This window comes from Prosthecobacter sp., assembly GCF_044373815.1.
Lineage (GTDB): Bacteria > Verrucomicrobiota > Verrucomicrobiia > Verrucomicrobiales > Verrucomicrobiaceae > Prosthecobacter.
The window spans coordinates 1-18,100 of the sequence record NZ_JBIPNG010000079.1 but is presented as its reverse complement, the minus strand read 5'-3'; the positions used below and the strand labels follow the sequence as shown (position 1 = coordinate 18,100).

Here is an 18,100-nt window from a genome sequence, read left to right as displayed (position 1 = left end):
GTACAGGTCACCAAAAACTGCGGCAAAGACGAGCGCATTCATATCGAACCCGGGTGCATCAAGTTCGCCCTGGCTGACAGCCTCGGTGAACAAAAGGTTAAGCACTTCCCGGTTGAGGAGTTTCCCGTCACTCCACGCATTAAAACCGAGGCCATCGTGCTGCCGCCAGAACTTCGCCGGTCCATCCACGAAGCCATGGAATGCGCCAGTGTGGACGCCACCCGTTACGTCCTCAACGGCACCTTCATCGACACCAGCAATCCGAAGGCCAACTACATTGTGGGCACGGATGGCAAGCACCTCTATAGCGCGAATTCGTTCACGCTGCCGCTCAAAAATTCCGTCATCATCCCGAATCACAAGTTCCTGGGGTGGAAGGAGTTCAACGCGGATGGGGAATGGCAGATGAAGGTCGATGACAAAACAGTCCAGCTCAGCAGCAGGCGCTGGAGATTCGTCAGCAAACAGATCAACGGAAACTATCCCAACTGGCGGCAAACCATCCCCAATCTCGACGACGCCAAAACCCACATCACGCTCGACCCGGCAAAACTGGAGACGCTCATCAAGCTCATCCAGCGCATGCCTTGTCATGATGCGGAGAAATTCCAGACCATTGGTTTGGAATGCAAAGAGGGGCAATTCCTGCTCCTCGGCAAAGACAAAAGCAACGAGCCTTGGACACGAGTCCCTGTGCTCGATGCCAAAGCGGAAGGCCCGGAAGCTATGATCTTCCTGAGCCGACGCTTCCTCATCAAGGCCCTCGATTACGGTCTCACTACCATCAGCATCATCGATCAAATCGCCCCCCTGCGTTTTCACAACAAGGGCAGGCAGATGATCGTGATGCCACTGCGACCTGATGGAGCCAATACCCAGCCCCCAGCAAACCAACAACCCGCTCCGGTGAACATGCCTCCATCCCGGCCTGTTCTTCCACCAGCACCACCACCCAAACCCATGATTGCGAACCCCACCTCTGAAGGACCAACACCAGCATCCAACGACCAGAAAACACCAGCGGAAGAAGCCATCGACATGACCTTGCTCATTCGTGACAAGCTCAACGAAGGATTCAACCTGCTGCGTGATCTGTCCGTGAAACTCAAAACCATCAACCGCGACCAGAAGGCCAGTGCCCGTGAAATGCAGTCTGTCCGATCCACCCTCAGGTCCATCCAAGGCCTGAAGATCTGATCCCACACATATCAACCCGGGGCCGAATGCGCATGCTGCGTGTCCGGCCCCTTTTCATTCAAGAAAGGAACACATCATTATGATTGCCAATCTCGATCCCCAACCCCTACTCATTCAACGTCGCAGCCCGAACCTCACTCTTCATTGCGGCGCCTCGCATGTGGAACTTGACGAAGTGCGCGCCGTTTCCACTCCGCGCCGCACGCAGAGCTGGTGTCCCATCCCGCATGCGGAACTCATCACTACCGTCCAGCGCACGCTGGCCACCACCAACCTGCGCATCGGCACCCAGGCCCATTCGTTGTCCCATGAGGGACAGCGTTATTTCGGGCTGATGGAAGTACACTCCCAGAAATCCAGCGACGATTACTGCTGGGTTTTAGGTCTCCGTAACAGCCCCGACAAGACGTTCCCCGCCGGCATCGTCGCCGGGGCAAGCGTCTTCGTTTGTGACAATTTATCGTTCTCCGGCGAGATCAAATTCGCACGCAAACACACGCGGTTCATCGTCCGTGATCTGCCGCAATTGGTCAGCCGGTCCATCGGACTACTGCTTGCCAAATGGCATGATCAGGACAAACGCATCGCCGCCTACAAAGAAGCTGAGATCACCGACATCGAAGCCCATGACCTCGTCATCCGCGCCACGGATGTCGGCGTATGCAGCAACCGTCTCATCCCACCCGTTCTTCATGAGTGGCGCGAGCCACGGCATGATGCGTTTGAAACACGCAATGTGTGGTCGCTGTTCAACGCGTTCACTGAATCGCTGAAGGAATGCAACCTCGCGGAGTTGCCGAAACGCACCGAAGCGTTGCATGGCCTGCTCGACACACACGTGGGACTCCTATCATGAGTGCTCCCACCCGCATCGAACGCGAGCATTACCAAAAACTCGTCGTGCGTCAGATCCTCGCGATTTACTGGGATGAAATGGAGGGCAAGACTCATCCCATACTCGTCCTAAGCGGTCGCGATCTCGACGGTCATGCTGCCACCGCCACCGTGCTTGCCGACCCCGAAGGCAACGCCCCCGGTCACCTGGATCACCGCCTGTGATCTGAAGCCACGCGGTCCCGTCTGTCACTTTTGGGCGGGACTGCTCATGCGGCCTCCGCATCCCTTCATCCCGGCGTTGATCGCAATGCCGGGATGAAGTTGGTGGAAGCGCACGAAGTTGGTGCATTTTTTTAGCTATACCAGCGAGGCAATATCTTGAACAGTTGCATCAACGCGACTCATGCAGGGAGCGCGGATGCGGATTCGGCGAAGTGGCGGGTGACGCAGGGGATGCTGGAGCGGGAGATTGCCAAGGTGAAGAAGGCGAACGTGGAGCACTCAGGGGAGAAGGGGAAGAGCCGGAGGATGATTGGGTTTCAACCGGGGTGATTGAGGGTGGGCTGGCTGAAGTAGGGGAATGCAATATTCATCTCCCCAACTCCAGCCGTTGCGCAAAATTGGCTGGCAGGCTGGCCTGGATGATCACATGCTGCGCACCCGCAATGTCATAGGGCACGCGACGCCACAGGATGTCTTGGGTGTCTCGACGATAAATGGCGTAGCATGCGCGTTCATCGTGATCACGTGGCTGGCCGACTGCGCCGACATTGACGAGGCACTTGCGGTTCGGCCTCAGAGATTCAATCGACGTAATGTCCACCCCGAGGGCCTCTCCCTCCACCCAAAATGCTGGACGGTGGGTATGGCCAATGAAGCATAACGGCCGGGACTGGTGCGGGAAACTCAGCGCGGCGGCATCTGCAATCAGCACATAAGCCCAGTCCGCAGGGTGGTGAAGCGAGGCGTGAACGGCTTCATAATCCTCAGCCTGCATCTTCAGCGGCAGACCAGTCAGCCATGCGTTCTGCTCCGGGGACAAGACGCTTCGCGTCCACTCAATGGAGAAACGAGTGGCGTCTTTCACTCCATCGAGCCCAATTCCGAGGGCAACCATGGCGTCGTGATTGCCCTGTAAGCATGGCATATCGTGTTCCCTGAGGAGGTCGATGCATTCGCACGGACTGCCGCCATAGCCGGCCACGTCACCCAAGCAGAGGCGCTCGCTTATTCCCTGTGCGTCAATGTCTTGCATCACGGCATGCAAGGCGTGAGCATTGCCATGGATGTCGCTGAGAATTGCCACCGAGTTTTTCATAGATCCACCTACTGGTTAGAGCGAAAATCGTCAACCAGCAGAGAAAGTTCACCACATCCCTGAGATTGCCGAGAACTGAGTTCCGGGCCAAACATGACGGTATGCCAGATGCAGACACCTTGTTTCGTGATGTGCTTCCGCTTGCCGACAAGATCGCGGGGGGCTATGCGAACATCCCCGGCATGACCGCCGATGACGTGCGTGCCGTGTCGCATGCGGCGCTGCATCGGGCGGCGCTGGCGTTTGATCCGGCACGCGGAGCGTTTGAGCCCTATGCCGCACGGGCCATTCGGAATGCGCTGAACTCGCTGCATCAAAAGGAGGCCCGCCATGCCCGGCAGCATCTGCCGGAGGCTGATCTCACCCTCGCAGCCTTCACCACGGCAGGCAGCACCTCACCCAGCCAGCGGCTGCCGGATGAGTTTCAGGATGTGCTGAGCCAGGTACGCTCGCAGGAGAGTCGGCGTGTGCTGGAAAATTTGCTGACCGCATTGCCCGCCCGCACCCGGCAGATACTCGCTCTCGTCGCTGAGGGGCACAGCTACGCAGAGATCGGCGAGCGGCTGGGGGTCTCGAAGCAGGCAGTTCACAAGGCCGCCGCAGCGGCCTTGGACAGCCTCCGGGAACAACTGCGTCCGTCCATGATGGCCGCTGTGGGCTGGGCCTTGCGGCCCTTGGCCAGGCGTGAGAGTTCACGCAGATCATGGGCCATGGCTTCGAAGCAGCATGCCTTCATCCAAACTGCCCGCCGTCTTGCACGCGGGTTCCGCAACTTCGAGAACCTCAAGGCCATCTGCTACTGGATGGCAGGGGATCTAAACCTCAAAATCCCCTCTGCTTTTACCCACCCAGTTTAGCGAAGCGCCGATTTTTTTGACAAAACTCGCTATCCTTAATTTGCGAAGACACCGATTAGTTCAAGGTGCCCGAGAGTCCGACGATGGAGTTTCCAGACTCAATGATTTTTCTTCCTCCCAGTTCGCCTCATAGTAAGTCGATGAATAATAATAATATTGATAATGATTAGCGCGCTTCGAGAAGTCTACTTGATTAAGGACGAAACCATAAAAATGAGCTCCTAACTTTCCAATAAGATTAAAAGCATCTTTAACATCACCCCTGGATGTAGCACCCGACTTGATTACCAAGACGACGCCATCGGCATACTTCTGTAAAAAGGCGGTTTCACTCAATCCCAGTACTGGAGGTGAATCGATAACAATGCGATCAAAACGCCCTTTGAGTTCATCCAAAAGGTTGGAAAAGACTTTTGCGTTAAGCAGTTCAGTTGTACCAGAAATAACCGGTCCGCGTGTTATCAACCATAAGTTATCGGCGGTAGATTGTTGAATACAGTCTTCCAGTTTAGCATTGTTGGTAAGCAGGTTAGTTAATCCAAGATCGTTAGGAACCCCACCTACTTGGTGAACGCGGCCACGCCTTAGATCACAGTCGATGACCAACGTTTTGTCACCCATGGATGAGAAAGCCCATCCGATGTTCGTAGCAAGGGTGGTTTTGCCCTCGCCAGGACGTGCGCTGGTTACCAGTATTACCCGCGCGTTATCTTTTGCCCCTTGATTGATGATGATGCTACTACGTATCAGTCGGAAATTTTCCAAAAGTGTATTCGGGACGACAGAGCCTACGGAATTAGAACGGTTCATCTGGCTCAAAACTTCAGGATCTGCCATTGGAACGATACCAATTCCATTTAAGCCCAGACCTCTCTCAAACTCACTAAGACTTGTTATCGAAGTGTCGAGTTTTGTAAAAAGAAAAGGAACTCCACCGGCAAGTCCAATTCCGAGCAGGCACCCAATAATGCCAAGCTGGTATCTACTGGGAGAAACAGGAAGATCACTTCGAATGTTGACAAAGCCGCGGAACTCAAGATTAACACTGCCAACATCCGTGGTAAGTTGAAGGCCTTCTATCTGCTTGCTGAGCTGTTCATACGCATTGTCCCACGCCAACTGACCTTTTTTCATCAAATCATAGCCCATCTTTTTGTCATCAAAGCTCTTCGTCGCTTTGTGGTAGTCTGGCATCTTGGCCTCCAGTTCCAGCAACTGCTCCTTGCTCCTGGCATACTCGAGTTCAAATGCTTTGCGAGCCACCTCGAGTTCCAAGTCAAGGGCAGATGAAACCTCGTAAAGTTCATCTTTTAGCTTGAGCATCTCGGGATGGCCTTCGAGAAACTTGGCGCGAGTTATCCGTGTCTTTTCTTCCAAGACACGCTTTCTTTTCTCAAGAGCCTGCCATGGTTCAAGGCCTTCCACCATGTCAGGCTGGACTACGACCTGCGTCACAATCTTGCCCTGGGCTGGATTGGTAAAGTTGAATGGTCCCATAGAACCAGAATTCCTGACGATACTGCCCGATTTTAAGGGGTCCGCAGAAGCAGGTGCTGCCGGCAAACTGGTAAGCAGCGCCAGTTGACCAATAACCCCCAGCGCCGCTTGTCTTTTTTCAAGAACTTCCCTGATGCGCTCCATCTCCTCAGTCCGATAGCGCAAGCGCACGAGCTCAACGGGCACATTGCTGAGCCGCTCCAATTCAATCTGGGCACCGGCAAGAGCGCTTTCTTCCTCGAATTTTAATCGAGTATCCAACTGAGTGGACAATTTTTTCCGGACGTCGGTGATCTCATCGATGTAGCGTTTGATTGCCTTGTCTCGATATTCGTTGCGAAGCTTAACTTTATTTGTCTCATATACTTCAGCAAGGGCTTTGGCAAATTCGCGCACTACAACCGGGTTATAGGCGGAAACGGATAATTCTAAATTGTACTGGTCCAAGAAACTTGCTCGAACTACAGGAACGAGGTTGTTGCGCAAATCATAATACGTCGTTTTTTCATCTGTCCACCCCAAACTCTTGGCAGCTTCAAGTTGAAGGACTTCACTTTCGAGTTCATACCCAATCGATGATCTTACCAGCTGGAAGTCTGCAGCCCCCCCCCTTGCCAACTGGGAACTGTCTAAATATTGGCTAACCCGAATCAAAGCCGTGGATTCGTAACTTGGTCTTGCGTAAACGTAAACGATCAACGCTGACAACAAGCCGGTGATGAACAATAGAATCATCAGCCGCCAATAATTTTCATAGCTTAGAACTATAGAGATAATACCATTCCAATCCAATGCAATAGCGCCTTGAGCTGTTTTTTGGTTCTGTGCCATTCTCATTGAGGGCGGTGGGTTAAAATGAAACGTTTACATCGAAAACCGGCACCAGGGAATTCTTCATTAGTGAGTAGCCAGATGAGATGAATTAAATGAAAGGAGAAGATTAAAATCCAAAAACTTTTTCTGGAACAATTATCAGATCTCCCTCGCCAATCGGTGGATCTTTCGCAAGGCCCTGCCGCACAGGTCGAAGGTCAAATACGGCACGCTGCCGCTGCCCAGACGAATTGACACGCAAGAGTTCAATTCGCTGCTCTTGTGCAAGGCGATTGAGCCCGCCAGTAATTAACAATGCTTCATAGAGACCAAGTGAACGGCCACTTGCCAAGGGAACGAAGTGAGTGCCAGGCTGTGGCACCGCACCTGTAATGTATATCATTATTTTTGGAAAGGCGGCAGATGCACCTTGCGAGTTGGTGATTAAAGCCTGCTTGCTTGCACGTTCCACAAGAACTGTGGCTTCGGTCAACTGTGTGTTCTGAAGAGAGTGCTTTACCTTCGCCTCGGCATCAGTGCGGCTCAACCCGGCAATAGCAATCCGACCCACACGTGGAATGACAATGTATCCACCTTCTCTAACTGGATAGCTGCCATTTAAGGTTGCATCTTCTTTGACAAACAGCTCGAGAGTATCACCAACCAGAAAGACACCCAAATCCTCAGAAGATTTATTGTCGACACGCGTTGCAACAGGAGGAAGTTCACCCGAGATATTTGCATCTTGATGCGTGCAAGCAGAACAAAATCCGATACTGAAAATTAGCAAATATCCACCGATTTTTTTTAGACCTAGCATTGTGCAGCACTGCCCCCTATTAAATTGAAATTAAAGAGAAACCCGGAAGCGGCTCTCTGCATTGGAATAAATGTTGGATCAAAAAAGTTGGTGTTTATCATGGGTTTCAATAGCTTTTACCCGGTGGCGCTAGCCATACCCCTTCATTGTTATTGTTAATAAACTCCTTGGGAACGGGGTCTTTTTGCACGGTGATTAGGATGTGGTCGAAACTGGTGCGGAAACTTTTGATGCTGATTGTTTTTGGCTCCGGTTCTGCTTCAATGGGAGTCTTGGCAGATGTCAATTCAACAGCACGTTGAACACGTTTTTCAGTTTCTTTCGGCGACCGGTGGGAGATTGTGAGCAAGAGACGAACATCCCCGATAAATTTCGGGGAGGGCTTGACGCCTTCTACAAAAACATAGCGTGGCACAGCGATGGGCAAGTTGTATGGGTATGTTTTATATTGAGTGGAGAATTCCACGACCCGTTTAGTTGGATCCTGTGAGTCCAGAAGAAGACTTTTTTTATCCCTATCCCGCCACACCCTGATGTGTCCCATGGAAGCCAATTCTTCGCTCAGATCGGCATAATCACCTGACTTGTCACCTCGGTTAATACCTTCCACTTCCATGGTGAGCACCACTTCCCCATCAAAATCCACACGGTAAGGGATGAGCCGGATGACGAATCGCGTGAGCTCCCCGGTGCCCAAGATCACCCCTGGAGGTGTCGCCTCGAATGCACCACTGTCTGCAGGATCATTGTTCTGGATCATGCCGTCCTGATTCATGTCCGCGTCCATATCCAATTTAGCGATGCTGCGTTCACGATCTCTCCAAGAATTGATTCGCTGTCCAAAATATTTGTGAAAATCAGCGGGAACATCTTTGTTGGTTTGGAGGGCACCACTTGGGGTGTCAGCAAAGATGATGTTGTCAGCTGCGTTAATCAAACATGCAGCAATAAGAGCTAGCAGTACAGGAAGAACCAAATTGCGGCTTTCCAGCGGGGTGACTATTTGATGGTCAGTTTTCATATGGGTCTTGGTGAAGGACGTTTTCAAACAATGGTGCTGTAGATTTAGGGGGAATACAAGAAGATCGGTCCGTTCGGGGGCATTAAAAATACCGCCTTAATGTGAGACCAACCAGATGTTCGGAGTAGGTGCGTGCATTTCCAGATGACAAGTCATACTGATAATACAGCCCCCCAGTGAGACGATGTGCCAGCTGCTGATCGATGGACATGCGATAGAGCCAGCGATCACCATTCCCAACGGATCCACTTGACTGAGTGGTTTTCTGGTAAAAAACAGTCGCTAAAATCTGGGTGAAATCTAATGGATTATAGGTAAGGTTAAAGCCTGTACCCACCCCTTGCGTACGCGAGCCGTTGGGGATAGATGTTTCGGCATCTGTATATTGCAGGAATGCTGTCGCGTTGAGGCGCCGAGCGATACGCTGGTTGATTCCATACCCAATGAAACGTGCAATGGCAGATTGGTTGCTGAGTGAATTATCAAAAATATTTTCACCGAAACTTACCCAGTGCTGGGTGTTTTGACTGATGGTGTGGTCCACAGTGACCTGCCATAGAAATCGATTGCCCAAGTTTTGGGAACCCCCTGTTGTCCACCCCTCACCTATATTAACCATACAATTAATGTTTTCCGTGATTCGCCCGGTTAGCTGCAAGTAAACGGTGTGCAAGAGGGTGTTGGAATTTGTATTGGAGCCGCCAAATTGCGAGACATTATATTCCAGCCGTGGGGCGAAAGGAATGACCGAACCTTCATACCCAAGCCAGACTCCCGCCTGGTTCCTCCACTGATGATTTGTAAACGATACCGAGCGCCAGTAATCACCGTGAGTCAGTTGGAGTCCAAATCTCCATTGATTGTCCAACACAAGCCTTGTAGCATTGAAACTTAGTAAGTTAGTTGGAATAACGTAGTTGCCATTGTTGAACTGGTTGGCGGATCCGGAAGACTGAAATCCAAACGAGTAGCGCCCGGCCGAGTCGACTCCACTCCTGGTTGTCTGCCCGTAAAAGTTAATACCGGGTCGTATTTGAAATTGATCGTAGAAAAGCACATCCCAAGCACCGATTGTCTCACTGAAATTTAAATGGGTCATCACGGCGGCGGCATTTCCATTCCCTGATGCAAATTGGAACGCAAACCGGTTTTCGAGAGGCAAATACATTGGATTCCCCACGACTGAGAAGTAAATGGTATCTGTTATTCTGACCAACCCCCTTAAGCCAATATCAATGTAAGCGATGGTTCCATCTCCGTTGTTGTGGTTTCCATTAGTATTGGAAAATTGCTGAGGGCCATTGTAGTCTGACCAAATAATTCCGCTTCCAAGCCAAAGAACATCTAGGAAAAGGGGCCCTGCTTTGAACATGGCCAATTCGGGAGAGAATTGCCGGGTGAAAATCCCCAATGTTCCATCCAAGGTGAACGATGTGTTGTCAAACTTGTCAATTTCGTAAGTGAATGCATTATTTGTAGTGAGCCAGCCCAATGTTTTATCGAGCGGCTTGAAAACATCACGATTTCGTTCATAGAAATTTGGAGTGACATCCTCGTAAGGGAACAAACCTGTAGCATTCTGCCTTGGCGCATCTGACCCTTCCTCAGTAGCGACCCCTCCTCCTGATCGAGAATTGTAAGCTCCTCGAAGCAGGGCGCTCTCACTTAAGGTTGGGAAATAGCCCTGCCCTTTTGAAAGTCTCGTTGGCAGTTCAGGCTCATCAATGGTGCTTTGCGACAAGGCAACCGTTTCGCAAAATAGAACCGCCGCTGCTGATATGTAAATGAATACAATTCTGAACAGCGGCCGGAAGCGCATTATTGGAAAATCAATTTTCATTTTAGCTACGCAGGTGTCGGTTTCGCAATATTGGATCTTTTAGATTGTTTCGTATTTTTAAAACCGAAACCGAATTGCTTAGCTAGGGAGTAATCTGCATAGATCATACAACGTATGCAATACAAAGTCATTCCGATCACAGGCAATGCCACAATTAGCACAAACCATGCTAATTTAACCCAGAAATTTGAGTGCAGCGAAAAAATGCTTGTCGCTGAAACAAAAAGAAGAACTGCATAGATGCCAGCCAGAGCCCAGTAAATCTCCTGAGTGACTGTTTCGGGCGAAAACATTAAAAAGTGAATAAGAGCGTAGCGCATAAATGTTCATTTAAGGGGCCAAGTGCGCCACCTTTGTCCAGTGAATTTGTCTATCAATTCCGATACGGAGGGTGCGGTTTGCATCAGTTTAACCTTGGAGTGCCGCAGGATTCGCTACTAGGGCGGGGAACTCCTGTTATGGCGACCGTCGCCCTAAAACAACAAAAAACTGCCACATGCGCTACTAAAGACAAAATATGGTTAGCGCAAGAATCAATAATGAGAATTTTTCAATTCTCTGGCTTCGCAAAGTTTTTTACGAAAGGCGTGTCATGTTTGAGCACGCCAAAGGCGGAGCGAATGATTTTGTGCATAATGGCTCCGATGACGTACATGTTGGATTTGCCGCGTGTGACTAAAGCTTGGCAATATGAATGGAAGGCGCTGTTGGCTCGCTTGATGGCCTGCAGGGCGGTCATGTAAAGCATTTTGCGCAACAGGATGCCTCTGTACCCCTTCATCAAACGTCCGCGCAGCCGCACGCTGGTATCCTGCTGACTCACTGACGCGTCAGACCAACGAAGGCCGCGACAACACGTGCGCGCTCAGAGGCGCTGATCTGATGCACTTCGGCCAGGATGGTCAAGGCCACTCTCAGACCGGCGCCGTCGATACTGCCCAGCAGTCGCACGCTCTTCTGTAACGAGGTGTGCTGAAGCGCGTGAGCCTTGATGGCGGCATCGAGCTGCGCGATCTCATTTTGGAGCAATTGAATTTGGCGCTGCAGCGATCCGATCACGCTCTGGCAGAGACGTTTTTCCAAGCGGTTTCGCTCGGCCAGCAGGGCGTTCATCACCTAGGAACGTCGGCGCACCAAGGCCTGTAGGTCCATGAGCGCCTGGGAGGCCGGTTGCCAAGGCTTCAGGTCTTCGTTGGCGTTGAGATAGGCAGCAATGAGGGCCGCGTCGGTGGCGTTGGTTTTGACGCGCAGCCCCTGGCTGCGGGCGTAGTCTTTGACGCGGCGTGAGTTGAACTGATGCATGTTGTGACCGCAGGTGTGCAGGCGCCAAAACAGCAGGGCACCGTAAGGCCCGGTGGCCTCAATACCTACATGGGTTTTGGTGGCGCAATGCTGTACCAGCCAGGCTTCAAACTGGACAAAGCCTTCATCGTTGTTAGCAAACTGGGCGCTATGTGGGCGGCCGTCGGGCAAACAAAGATGCACGTCGAAGATGAGCTTGCTGATGGCGATGCCAAGGCGTGGCAGGGTAAGTATGGAAGATCTTGAGATCATGGTTGGATATGTTTTCATGGGTGGCTTGATCGAGCAGGAAAGAACGGGGAAACCGGCATGAGTTGAACTTGTATGCGGGCTGGCATTGATGAAAATGGGCACTGGAAATCGTTCGGCTTAACGGTCGGTCAGGGACAGACACCAGCGCCTATCTAAGTGCAGCCTCGTGACTTCTAAGCGGTGGGGCGGTCTGCTGGTGCCCGTTCCCATTCCGAGTCCTTGGCCATCGCTACCGCGACGGCTATATTTCTTCAAGGATAGGCGAATCTAGAGACAAGCAGTGGGCACAATCCAAAACCGCGCCGAATGAATAATACAAAAAACTACGAAAATAGCATTTTTGCGAGGACCTGATCCCAGATTGCCAAAACCAGCCATGTCAGCAATGCGGCAACTGCAAGATTGAGAAGGATGCCGCCTTTCTTTACAACAGGCCGCTCCTCATCAAGTTCTGCGTCTCGACTGATAACGAGCGCAGGAATCATCCTGCCATTGACGATGCTAGCGTGCAGTTGAAGCGCTGGTGTTTGGGAAAGATCAGATTCTGGACCATCTGATTCAACTCCTGCCAAATTCTGCTGCGCCGCAGCAGCCTCCGCCTGACGCAGACGGTGAATTGACGCTGCGACGGCTATCAGCAAAAAGTACTCCGTGTGATATTCACGATTAATCATCCAGTTTGACATCGCATAGGCGCTCACCAGAAGGATAGTCCCACGGCGGCAGCGTTCCTCCGTTTCATCCTCTGATTTGAAGAATATGATTGTGCGCATGGCCGTCCAGAGACCGAGCAACCAGACAAATAATCCGTACTTTCCCAAATCGGCCCCAATTTGGACGTAACTGCAGTGCGTAGATTTTGGCACGACCTCATAATAGTTGCCCTCTCTCCAGATGATGTTGGCAACGAATTGCCTCCAACCTACGCCATATGTATGGTGCTCCATGGCTGTTCTCGCCATATCCCAGGCCATCAAACGTCCCAAAACGCCCTCATCTGAACTGAGGTCGCCCATGGATTCCATGCGGGGCAGGAAGCTTAGCGCCCCCACTCCAACCGTCATGGCGGCCGAAAGCAACAAAATTTGCACCCATTTGGGGCGCCCAACGGCTAAGGCAAGAACCGTCAAAACGCCCCCGACGACGAAAGCCCCCTTCGACTGTGTCTGCCATGCGCACCAAATCGCCAATGAAGCGCAGGTTGGAAAGAGAATCATCCGCCCGAGAGCACTTCCCTTCCAGAAAAACAGGACAAAACTTAGGGGGATTACGGCAACCACTGAATGACCCAATGAGTTCGGGTTGTCGGCCATCCATGTACCAAGAGAGAGTCGCCCCTTAAACATTTCGGTGTTGGATTTGCCCCCCGTGATATCCATACCCATAGTTTGCAAAACCCCCATAATGGCCAGCATTAAAAGAAGGGCGTTCCAAGCCTTCAAATAACCCAACACGTTTTGCCAACTGGACAATGCCTGCGTCGTCAGATAGTAAAAAACCACCAGAGAAAACATGCCCATGGTTGCACCTGCCTCACTCGGAGCATTCCATACCACATAAACATAGAAGGCCAGCATCGTCCAGTCGTGCGGAGTTCGAAACCAACCACGCACGGGACTTTGACTCCCTTCCCCGATCAGTATCATTCCCCAACCCAACATGATTGTGCGCACGATATTGAAACCAGCCATGCCCGGCAGCCAATCTTGCGGCCTGATGTAGTAAACGGCCAGAAACAACACGGCAAATTTATAGCTCCAAGTGGAAGCTGCCCTGCCTTCGGTTTCAACGGCTCTGCGTTCCAATTCCAGCTCGTCTACAGCCCTCTCATGTTTGAGTGGGACGATATTGTTGGGGGACATGGCCATGTTCCAATTCACTTTGTCATTTGCAGCAGTTGATATAAATAGCGATTGAAATACAGCCTGTACGCAGATTGTGCACAGTTTGCAACTTGGTTGCTGTTCCCTCCTCGCCTCATTCTGCAGCTCATTCGTCTGTCGCCGTCCCTTAGCTCCATTTCAATTGCACATGAAGTTTTCGAAAGCCACTCTCCCGTATGCAGATGCATTTCGCTACTCGAAACAAACAAGGCAGCTTGCAGGCTGGCTGGCTCTGATTAGGGGCCATCTGTCGGCTGGCGAAGTAATTCGATCATTGCATTTGGCAAGAGCTATGGCTTACGCAGATGGTAACGATTTGCGATCATCCGTCCTCGACGCGCTGAAAAAAAGGCCGGGCTTTGAAAACGCACAAGTGTGGAGGGACGCCTTGCACTTGCAGCCAAGACTCCACGAACTGGTCCTCAAAGATCCATCCATTTCTAGGAGCATTGTTCTGAAGGCTCCAGGAGAAGGCGGTGAGAAGGGCGTGCTGCTGATGACTTTTGAGTACAACTGGGTGCGACTTCTATTAACTCTCTCTGAAGAAGAAACCAGATGGTTAAATGAGAATTACGACATCGTGCTCTCGACCAGTTGGTCACCCACGGATTATGCCGCGCTGGCACTCGCGGTTTCAAGTTTGCGGGGAACCGTGTTTGTGCAGAGTTGCAATTATGACGAAATCGCCAAAATCGAGGCCTTTCATCCACGACTTAAGTGCCTGGAGACCCTGCCTTGCGATTGGATAAATCCACAGCTCTATGCTCCGAAGCCCCCGGAAGAACGCCAGACGGACATTGTGATGGTGGCTAATTGGGGGGAGTTCAAGCGGCATTGGGATTTGTTCCGAGCGCTCAGCAAAATGCCGCCGAATTTAAAGGTTGTTCTAATCGGCCAGCGCGAGCCTGGCCGTTCACGTGATGATATTCGTCGCCTTGCGACGACATTTGGCGTCAGTCAGCAGATTGATATCTTTGAATCTCTTCCCATAGCGGAGGTGGCGCGCCATCAATGCGATGCAAAGGTATCAGTGATCATGAGCCGCAGGGAGGGCTGCTGTGTGGCGGCGGTGGAGAGCCTGTTTGCTGGGTGCGCCCTAGCAATGCGGGAGGATGCACACGTCGGCCCCCTCGCCTACATCAACGATCAGACCGGCAGGCGCTTGCGCCCCAATCACCTTCATGAGGACTTGTCTGCCTTGCTCGAGCAATCAAGCAACCTTCGCCCGCACCACTGGGCTGCCGCGCATTTGACCTGCGAGCTGTCACGAGCAAAACTCAATTCGCTTTTAAAAGCAGAAGCGAAGAAAACATGTCGTCCTTGGACTTGCGACATCGCCCAGCCGCAGTGGCGCCCGCACCCCACATTTGCCAGTGAAAATGAACGGGAGGCCTTGCGACCCGCCTACACAGAGCTGCACCGCCGGTTTCCCAAGGTGTTTAGCGAGGCACTAATCATGGAGAGCTGGAGATAAGTGGCACTTCCCAAGCATGTTTCCTCTCTCGAAAATAATTCACTTCAAAAAAGTGCCCGCCTTTAGTCTTTAATCTCACCATCTAAAATATTCAACTTAGAGCTTGGCGTTCGCCCCCCGCGAAGGTCGGCACGGAATGGAGGACGGTATTTCGATTCACTTTAAAACACGACTCCCCTGAGGTTCGGGTCAGGTTCTCTAGGTTCGCCAGCACCACCCCGTCCATACACATCCTTCAATTGACCTTCGAAGAAGCGGCTACTCACGCCCACGAGGTCGCTGTCATCGCCGGCCCAACCATTCCCCGAGCCTCTTCGTCATGCGCACACGACCGTTCACACCCAGATGATACGGATCCATGAACAGACCGACATCCCCACTCGGCTCGCCCCAGTCAACGAGCGGAAGCGCGTGCTCGCGGCACAGCTCCGCGAGCCTTTGGCGGACCTGCACATATGTGAGCAAAGGATTGTGCCGGTCGTGGTATCGCTGCATCTGCCCGCTCACCGGCAACAGCAGCAAGGTGCAGGGGATTCCCCGACGATTGCTCAATGCAGCCAGCTCGCGAATGCCGTCGGCATCCAACACAAATCCCGCGTCGAGCTGCTGGTAGGCCGGGTCACGATCGTCGACCTCTTCCCCGGTCCATGAGCCGCCCTGCGCCGAGCGCTTCGCAAAGTGCGACTCTACGCCCGTGTTCGGCGAGCCCAGCCACTGTCGGATCCACAATCTGAGCCCGGCGACTTCGAGGATCGATTCCCTAGCTGCGAGCATGGTCAGCAGGCCCGGGCCCGGCGGTGGCGCGTCATTTAGGTTAATGTCCAGGTAGGTCTGCGATATCTGGCTGCGATAGCCACTGCGGTGCAGGTCATCAATGGTCACCGTGACCACCGTGCGCTCTGGTTGGCGCGGCGCGTGGCGCATGTAGAAATCGAGCATCGCTGCGGAAGCGCGCAAAGTGCTAGATGAGTGCGCCAGAATCGCCACCCGCTCGCCTACGATGGATGCCAAGGCGTCCCGATCTGCGCCGCAGCTCAGCGTGCTGTTGCCTACCAGCCAGATCCGCGGCCGCTCCGTAGCCAGCGACTGCTGGAAGGACTGGACAATACCCGCGAGAGACTCGCCCGCCACCCATTGGCCCCGGTTCACCTGAAAACGTGCCAACACCTCGACGGACGCCACGACGAGCATAGCGACCACCAGTTCCTGGCGCAGGCGCCAGGGGCCGCACAATGTATCAAAACCGAGCATAGATAAACGCGGCTTCGCGATCCTCCCGGGTTAGAATGAAATGCACCGCCAGCATTCCCATCAGTATGCCACGCCCATAGATGCGCCACTTCGAACTGGTGTGAGAAGCAGCAAGCTCGTCAGGCCGCTTCAACCAGTCAGTCAGAAGGACCAGCCCGCCGAAGGCCACGACCAGTGCCAGATCCGAAACCGCAAACGCGGAGAGTCCGCCCCTGAGCGTGCATAATCCGCGCAGATAATCCGCAGCAACGCCAAAGGACCTCGCACGGAACAGCACCCAGGTTGGCGTCAGCAGCACGAACGTCCCGAGCACCGCGCCCGCCCAGGCCGCACCGCGCAGTTCCTTGGTTTCAGCTGCCGGGCGCCATGACCGCCACAGCCGCCCGACGACCAGCAACAGGCCGTGCAGCGCTCCCCAAAGCACGAAGGTCCATTCAGCCCCATGCCACAGGCCCGCAATTGTCATCGTGATCATCACATTCCTGCACGTGATCCACCCTCCGCGCCGGCTGCCGCCGAGGGGAATATAAAGATAATCGCGCCACCACGTCGAAAGCGTTATGTGCCAGCGCCGCCAGAAGTCGCGCACGCTCGTGGCCAGCAGAGGCCATCTGAAATTCTCCGGCAGCTCGATGCCGAGCAGTCGGCTGCAGCCGCGAGCGATGTCGGTATAGCCGGAAAAGTCTGCGTAGAGCTGCAGCGCAAAGAGCCACGCGCCGCGCAGCAGCGCCGACCAGGACATGACGTCTGCATGTTCAAACACACGCTCCACGTGCGGTAGCATCTGATCCGCCAGCACCAGCTTCTTATAGAGACCGAATCCCATCAGCAGCAGGCCCGAGATTACCATGTCCCCCGTCACCACGCGCGGACGGCCAAGCTGCGGCAGCAGGTCTTTGGTGCGCAGGATCGGCCCGGCCACGAGATGCGGGAAGTAGCAGATGAACAACACAAAGGTCACGCTGTCGCGAATCGGCTCGGAGCGTCTGCTCCACAGATCGAAGAGGTAGCTCAGCGCGTTGAACACCATGAACGAAATCGCGAGCCGTGGCCCCCATTGCAGCAGCGGCAAGGTCGACTCCGTCCGCAGCAAGCGCAGCAGCCAGTCCCCCGACGCCACGAGCAGCCCGAGGTATTTAAAGATCACCAGCACGCCGACGTTGAACAACACCCCCGCGATCAACCACCGCCGCCGCCCCGCCTCATCGCTCGCACCAATGAACAGACCCGTCACAAACGTGCCTGCCGCGATCGCCACAGCCAGCAGCACGAACCAGCCGTCCAGCCACGCGTAAAAGACGAGGCTTACCACGATAAGCAGCAGCAGTTGCGCGCGCGGCCTGAGCGCGTAGTAAAGCAGCAGCACTCCCAATAGACCAACGGGCAATGACATCGTGAAAGGGGATGAGTTGATATCCATGTCACCGGCAGAAAAGAAATGAATGAAGCATTCTGGTCTGACCTGTTTCAGAGCAAAATCTTTTGAGCCCCGTTGTTAGCGCCCCACCATGCGCAGCGTTGTTTTTCCATCTGCATGACTTTATACGGCCACCTTCCCGTTTTGCCAATTGGTTGTTTTAAAACTCGGCCTAGTGTGCTGTCAGAGAAGTTCATTGCATAAATGTTGAACCTTTCCGAGAATTAAATCAGCAGAAGCTGTCCACGTGAAAGGCTTGGGTTTTCGATTGTGCTCTACCAAGTAGGCATGGATGGCTTGTTCTAGTTGAGCCACGCTGTG

At 53.1% G+C, this 18,100-nt stretch carries 18 protein-coding genes; 6 read left to right on the top strand and 12 right to left on the bottom strand.

The features are described from left to right. The 4 genes from ACIREA_RS09290 to ACIREA_RS09275 all read left to right on the top strand — a co-directional run. On the top strand, positions 1–1,197 hold a 1,197-nt coding region (locus ACIREA_RS09290), incomplete at its 5' end, for a DNA polymerase III subunit beta (RefSeq protein WP_397381986.1). Positions 1,198–1,276: 79 nt separating this feature from the next. Continuing rightward, positions 1,277–2,053, top strand: coding sequence for a DUF932 domain-containing protein (locus ACIREA_RS09285; RefSeq protein WP_397381985.1), 777 nt, complete (start codon positions 1,277–1,279; stop codon positions 2,051–2,053). Then, positions 2,050–2,256 (top strand): hypothetical protein, encoded by a 207-nt coding sequence (locus ACIREA_RS09280; RefSeq protein ID WP_397381984.1) that lies wholly within the window; start codon positions 2,050–2,052, stop codon positions 2,254–2,256. Before ACIREA_RS09285 ends, ACIREA_RS09280 begins: the two co-directional genes overlap by 4 nt. A gap of 156 nt (positions 2,257–2,412) precedes the next feature. Next, complete coding sequence (locus tag ACIREA_RS09275; RefSeq protein ID WP_397381983.1) at positions 2,413–2,586, top strand: hypothetical protein; 174 nt, start codon at positions 2,413–2,415, stop codon at positions 2,584–2,586. A gap of 37 nt (positions 2,587–2,623) precedes the next feature. Here ACIREA_RS09275 and ACIREA_RS09270 read toward each other — a convergent pair whose 3' ends face one another. Then, positions 2,624–3,352, bottom strand: coding sequence for a metallophosphoesterase family protein (locus ACIREA_RS09270; RefSeq protein WP_397381982.1), 729 nt, complete (start codon positions 3,350–3,352; stop codon positions 2,624–2,626). Between the two features lie 101 nt (positions 3,353–3,453). On the opposite strand from ACIREA_RS09270, the gene ACIREA_RS09265 reads away from it, so the two are divergent. Further along, positions 3,454–4,209 carry a sigma-70 family RNA polymerase sigma factor gene (locus tag ACIREA_RS09265; RefSeq protein WP_397381981.1) on the top strand — a complete coding sequence of 252 codons (756 nt, stop codon included), beginning with the start codon at positions 3,454–3,456 and terminating at the stop codon, positions 4,207–4,209. Positions 4,210–4,269: 60 nt separating this feature from the next. On the opposite strand, the gene ACIREA_RS09260 is transcribed toward ACIREA_RS09265, so the two are convergent. The 9 genes from ACIREA_RS09260 to ACIREA_RS09220 form a co-directional block, all read right to left on the bottom strand. After that, complete coding sequence (locus ACIREA_RS09260) at positions 4,270–6,537, bottom strand: polysaccharide biosynthesis tyrosine autokinase (protein WP_397381980.1); 2,268 nt, start codon at positions 6,535–6,537, stop codon at positions 4,270–4,272. A 109-nt stretch (positions 6,538–6,646) separates the two neighbouring features. Continuing rightward, positions 6,647–7,339 carry a polysaccharide biosynthesis/export family protein gene (locus ACIREA_RS09255; RefSeq protein WP_397381979.1) on the bottom strand — a complete coding sequence of 231 codons (693 nt, stop codon included), beginning with the start codon at positions 7,337–7,339 and terminating at the stop codon, positions 6,647–6,649. A gap of 106 nt (positions 7,340–7,445) precedes the next feature. Continuing rightward, positions 7,446–8,360, bottom strand: coding sequence for a hypothetical protein (locus ACIREA_RS09250; protein ID WP_397381978.1), 915 nt, complete (start codon positions 8,358–8,360; stop codon positions 7,446–7,448). Positions 8,361–8,442: 82 nt separating this feature from the next. Continuing rightward, a complete protein-coding gene (locus ACIREA_RS09245; RefSeq protein ID WP_397381977.1) occupies positions 8,443–10,200 on the bottom strand; it encodes a hypothetical protein in 1,758 nt (585 codons plus the stop codon). Positions 10,201–10,205: 5 nt separating this feature from the next. Beyond that, the gene (locus ACIREA_RS09240) at positions 10,206–10,520 is read right to left on the bottom strand and encodes a hypothetical protein (RefSeq protein ID WP_397381976.1); all 315 of its coding nucleotides are present in this window, start codon (positions 10,518–10,520) and stop codon (positions 10,206–10,208) included. Positions 10,521–10,750: 230 nt separating this feature from the next. Continuing rightward, positions 10,751–10,939: a hypothetical protein gene (locus ACIREA_RS09235; RefSeq protein ID WP_397381975.1), complete on the bottom strand. Its 189-nt coding sequence runs from the start codon at positions 10,937–10,939 to the stop codon at positions 10,751–10,753. 80 nt (positions 10,940–11,019) lie between these two features. Next, positions 11,020–11,313, bottom strand: coding sequence for a transposase (locus ACIREA_RS09230; RefSeq protein ID WP_397381974.1), 294 nt, complete (start codon positions 11,311–11,313; stop codon positions 11,020–11,022). Positions 11,314–11,316: 3 nt separating this feature from the next. Next, a complete protein-coding gene (locus ACIREA_RS09225) occupies positions 11,317–11,772 on the bottom strand; it encodes a transposase (protein WP_397381973.1) in 456 nt (151 codons plus the stop codon). A gap of 305 nt (positions 11,773–12,077) precedes the next feature. Next, the gene (locus tag ACIREA_RS09220; protein WP_397381972.1) at positions 12,078–13,616 is read right to left on the bottom strand and encodes an O-antigen ligase family protein; all 1,539 of its coding nucleotides are present in this window, start codon (positions 13,614–13,616) and stop codon (positions 12,078–12,080) included. A 169-nt stretch (positions 13,617–13,785) separates the two neighbouring features. On the opposite strand from ACIREA_RS09220, the gene ACIREA_RS09215 reads away from it, so the two are divergent. Beyond that, the gene (locus ACIREA_RS09215) at positions 13,786–15,111 is read left to right on the top strand and encodes a glycosyltransferase (RefSeq protein ID WP_397381971.1); all 1,326 of its coding nucleotides are present in this window, start codon (positions 13,786–13,788) and stop codon (positions 15,109–15,111) included. A 282-nt stretch (positions 15,112–15,393) separates the two neighbouring features. On the opposite strand, the gene ACIREA_RS09210 is transcribed toward ACIREA_RS09215, so the two are convergent. Both ACIREA_RS09210 and ACIREA_RS09205 read right to left on the bottom strand, forming a co-directional pair. Continuing rightward, the gene (locus ACIREA_RS09210) at positions 15,394–16,362 is read right to left on the bottom strand and encodes a hypothetical protein (RefSeq protein WP_397381970.1); all 969 of its coding nucleotides are present in this window, start codon (positions 16,360–16,362) and stop codon (positions 15,394–15,396) included. Further along, positions 16,349–17,782: an MBOAT family O-acyltransferase gene (locus tag ACIREA_RS09205; RefSeq protein WP_397381969.1), complete on the bottom strand. Its 1,434-nt coding sequence runs from the start codon at positions 17,780–17,782 to the stop codon at positions 16,349–16,351. Before ACIREA_RS09205 ends, ACIREA_RS09210 begins: the two co-directional genes overlap by 14 nt. Between the last annotated feature and the right edge of the window lie 318 nt (positions 17,783–18,100).

Bases quoted from the DNA above. Each gene is read 5' to 3' on its own strand.
- ACIREA_RS09285 (WP_397381985.1), top strand. From the start codon at position 1,277: ATGATTGCCAATCTCGATCCCCAACCCCTACTCATTCAACGTCGCAGC.
- ACIREA_RS09280 (WP_397381984.1), top strand. From the start codon at position 2,050: ATGAGTGCTCCCACCCGCATCGAACGCGAGCATTACCAAAAACTCGTC.
- ACIREA_RS09270 (WP_397381982.1), bottom strand. From the start codon at position 3,352: ATGAAAAACTCGGTGGCAATTCTCAGCGACATCCATGGCAATGCTCAC.
- ACIREA_RS09265 (WP_397381981.1), top strand. From the start codon at position 3,454: ATGCCAGATGCAGACACCTTGTTTCGTGATGTGCTTCCGCTTGCCGAC.
- ACIREA_RS09260 (WP_397381980.1), bottom strand. From the start codon at position 6,537: ATGGCACAGAACCAAAAAACAGCTCAAGGCGCTATTGCATTGGATTGG.
- ACIREA_RS09255 (WP_397381979.1), bottom strand. From the start codon at position 7,339: ATGCTAGGTCTAAAAAAAATCGGTGGATATTTGCTAATTTTCAGTATC.
- ACIREA_RS09250 (WP_397381978.1), bottom strand. From the start codon at position 8,360: ATGAAAACTGACCATCAAATAGTCACCCCGCTGGAAAGCCGCAATTTG.
- ACIREA_RS09245 (WP_397381977.1), bottom strand. From the start codon at position 10,200: ATGAAAATTGATTTTCCAATAATGCGCTTCCGGCCGCTGTTCAGAATT.
- ACIREA_RS09240 (WP_397381976.1), bottom strand. From the start codon at position 10,520: ATGCGCTACGCTCTTATTCACTTTTTAATGTTTTCGCCCGAAACAGTC.
- ACIREA_RS09235 (WP_397381975.1), bottom strand. From the start codon at position 10,939: ATGACCGCCCTGCAGGCCATCAAGCGAGCCAACAGCGCCTTCCATTCA.
- ACIREA_RS09230 (WP_397381974.1), bottom strand. From the start codon at position 11,313: ATGAACGCCCTGCTGGCCGAGCGAAACCGCTTGGAAAAACGTCTCTGC.
- ACIREA_RS09225 (WP_397381973.1), bottom strand. From the start codon at position 11,772: ATGAAAACATATCCAACCATGATCTCAAGATCTTCCATACTTACCCTG.
- ACIREA_RS09220 (WP_397381972.1), bottom strand. From the start codon at position 13,616: ATGTCCCCCAACAATATCGTCCCACTCAAACATGAGAGGGCTGTAGAC.
- ACIREA_RS09215 (WP_397381971.1), top strand. From the start codon at position 13,786: ATGAAGTTTTCGAAAGCCACTCTCCCGTATGCAGATGCATTTCGCTAC.
- ACIREA_RS09210 (WP_397381970.1), bottom strand. From the start codon at position 16,362: ATGCTCGGTTTTGATACATTGTGCGGCCCCTGGCGCCTGCGCCAGGAA.
- ACIREA_RS09205 (WP_397381969.1), bottom strand. From the start codon at position 17,782: ATGGATATCAACTCATCCCCTTTCACGATGTCATTGCCCGTTGGTCTA.